This window comes from Nonomuraea turkmeniaca (assembly GCF_005889735.1).
Lineage (GTDB): Bacteria > Actinomycetota > Actinomycetes > Streptosporangiales > Streptosporangiaceae > Nonomuraea > Nonomuraea turkmeniaca.
Genome location: NZ_VCKY01000492.1, coordinates 1 through 2,408 on the forward strand (window position 1 = coordinate 1; position 2,408 = coordinate 2,408).

3 protein-coding genes are annotated in these 2,408 nt (G+C 73.0%); 1 reads left to right on the forward strand and 2 read right to left on the reverse strand.

Annotated features, from left to right (window positions below; translation table 11 throughout):
* On the reverse strand, nucleotides 1–1,074 hold a 1,074-nt coding region (locus ETD86_RS53940; protein ID WP_246149537.1), incomplete at its 3' end, for a pyridoxal-phosphate-dependent aminotransferase family protein.
* A gap of 91 nt (nucleotides 1,075–1,165) precedes the next feature.
* On the opposite strand from ETD86_RS53940, the gene ETD86_RS53945 reads away from it, so the two are divergent.
* Complete coding sequence (locus ETD86_RS53945) at nucleotides 1,166–1,879, forward strand: IclR family transcriptional regulator (RefSeq protein WP_138674322.1); 714 nt, start codon at nucleotides 1,166–1,168, stop codon at nucleotides 1,877–1,879.
* 318 nt (nucleotides 1,880–2,197) lie between these two features.
* Here the strand turns inward: ETD86_RS53945 and ETD86_RS53950 are convergent.
* Nucleotides 2,198–2,408, reverse strand: a 211-nt coding sequence (locus tag ETD86_RS53950) for an aldo/keto reductase (RefSeq protein ID WP_211370931.1), incomplete at its 5' end; no start/stop codon positions are given.

The window sequence follows — 2,408 nt, forward strand, 5'->3', positions numbered from 1 at the left end:
CCCCAGCAGCCCCATCTCGACCCCGCCGAGCGTCCCCGCCAGCATCAGGTCGTTGAAGTGCCCGAGGTGGCCGATCCGGAACACGCGGCCGGCCAGCCGGCCGAGCCCGGTGCCGAGCGACATGTCGTACCGCTCCAGGATGAGGCTCCTGACCGCGTCGGCGTCGTGCCCGTCGGGCATCAGCACGGCCGTCAGGCTGCTGGAGTGCTCGCGCTCGTCGGCGCAGAGCACCTGCAGTCCCCACGCCCGCACGGCCCGCCGCGTCGCCTCGGCGTGCCTGTCGTGCCGGGCGAACACCCGCGGCAGGCCCTCCTCCTCCAGCATGATCAGCGCCTCGCGCAGCCCGTACAGCAGGTTGGTGGGCGGCGTGTACGGAAAGAAGCCCTGCCGGTTGGCCGCGATGATCGGATCCCAGTCCCAGTACGAGCGCGGCAGCCGCCCCCGGCGCGCCAGGGCCTTCGGCCCGACGGCGTTGAACCCGATGCCGGGCGGCAACATGAGGCCCTTCTGCGAGCAGCCGACGGTCACGTCCACGCCCCAGTCGTCATGCCGGTACTCCATCGAGCCCAGCGACGAGATCGTGTCCACCAGCAGCAACGCTGGATGCCCGGTCGCGTCCATGGCGTCGCGGATCTCCGGGATGCGGCTGCGTACCCCGGTCGAGGTCTCGTTGTGCACCACCATGACCGCGGCGTGCTCGGCGGTGAGGAGATCGGTGATCGCGGCGGGGTCGGCGCCGTGCCGCCAGTCGCCCGGCACGAGGTCGACGACGAGCCCCAGGCGGGTGGCCATCTCGCACCACAACGTCGAGAAGTGCCCGGTCTCGAACGCCAGCACCCGATCGCCCGGCGAGAGCGTGTTGACCAGCGCCGCCTCCCACGCCCCCGTCCCCGACGACGGGTAGACGACGACGTCGTGGCGGGTGCCGAAGACGGGCTTGAGCCGGTCGAGCAGCTCGCGGGCCAGCCGGGCGAAGGCGGGGCCGCGATGGTCGATGGTAGGCCGGGCGATGGCACGCAACACCCGATCGGGGACGTTGGTCGGTCCTGGGATCTGCAGGAAGTGGCGGCCCACGTCGGTAACGCTCCTCTGTGCCGTGTCACGGCACATCGTGCCGTGTTGCGGTTCATTTACATTAGATTTCAGCCCGCAGAGGAGTCAATGGATGCAGAACGTGATCAACGCCCTCCGAGTGCTCGAAGAGGTCGCCGTACGCCAGCCCGCCGGCGTCGGCGAGCTGGCCCGCGGGCTGGGCCTGCCCAAGAGCACCGTGCAGCGCTCGTTACGGACGCTGCACGAGGCCGGATGGATCAGGCCGGCCGGGGGCGCGGTCACCCGGTGGCAGGTGACCAGCAAGGCGCTGCAGGTGGGGCGGCGGGCCGAGCTCGGGCTGCGGGACGCGGCGCTGCCGGTCATGGAGGAGCTGCGCCAGCGCACCGGCGAGACCATCCACCTCATGGTCCCCGAAGGGGACGCGGTCGTCCTGATCGAGCGGCTGGAGACCGACAAGCCGCTGCGCATCGTGCTGCCGCTCGGCATCAGGCTGCCGCTGCACGCCTCGGCCAACGGCAAGGCCGTGCTCGCCCACCTGGACCGGCCGCTCACCGAGCTGCCCGGCTACACCGACACCACGATCATCGACCCGGAGCGGCTGCGCGCCGAGCTGGCGGAGGTGCGGGCCCGCGGCTACGCGGACAACCGCGGCGAGTGGCGCTCCGACATCGCCGCCGTCGCCTCCGCCGTCCTGGGGCCGGACGGCCCGATCGCCAGCCTCAGCGTGTCCACGCCGGCCAGCCGCATGCCGGACGGGCTCAGGCCGGAGTACGGCAAGCTGGTCACGCAGGCGGCCCGGACGCTGACGGAGTCCCTTCCGCGCTAGGACGCCCCGGCGCGCCGACACCGAGAGACGGGCGGAGCCGCCGTCGCTCGCGCCCCAGCACGAGCTCGGCACGTTCGTGCGGACCTGCGACCATCCCTGCCACCTCGGCTTCGGGACGGACCTGCTCGCCCGCCTGGAACGCGGCCGCGCCACCTGCGCGACGCCGCCGGCCCGGCGTCCCTGGCCTGGTCAACCTCCGAACTGACCGGCCCGGACGCGGCCGGGCCGCCGCTGGACCATCGAATGGCCCGACGACCCGGCGGCCCGTGCCGAGACGGTGACGATCGTCCTCGCGTAGCCGCGCCGGCGCCATGACCGCTAGGCGTCGATCCCGGCGTCCTTGGCGGCCTGCTCGATGGCGGCCAGTTCCCCGTCGGTGAAGTCGAGCCGGTCCACGCAGGTCACGTTGGCCTCCAGCTGCTCGGGGCTGGAGGCGCCGACGAGCACCGAGGTGATCCGCGGGTCGCGCAGCGCCCACGCCAGCGCCAGCTGCGCGACCGTCTGCCCGCGGGCGGCGGCGATCTCGCCC

Bases quoted from the DNA above. Each gene is read 5' to 3' on its own strand.
- ETD86_RS53945 (WP_138674322.1), top strand. From the start codon at position 1,166: ATGCAGAACGTGATCAACGCCCTCCGAGTGCTCGAAGAGGTCGCCGTA.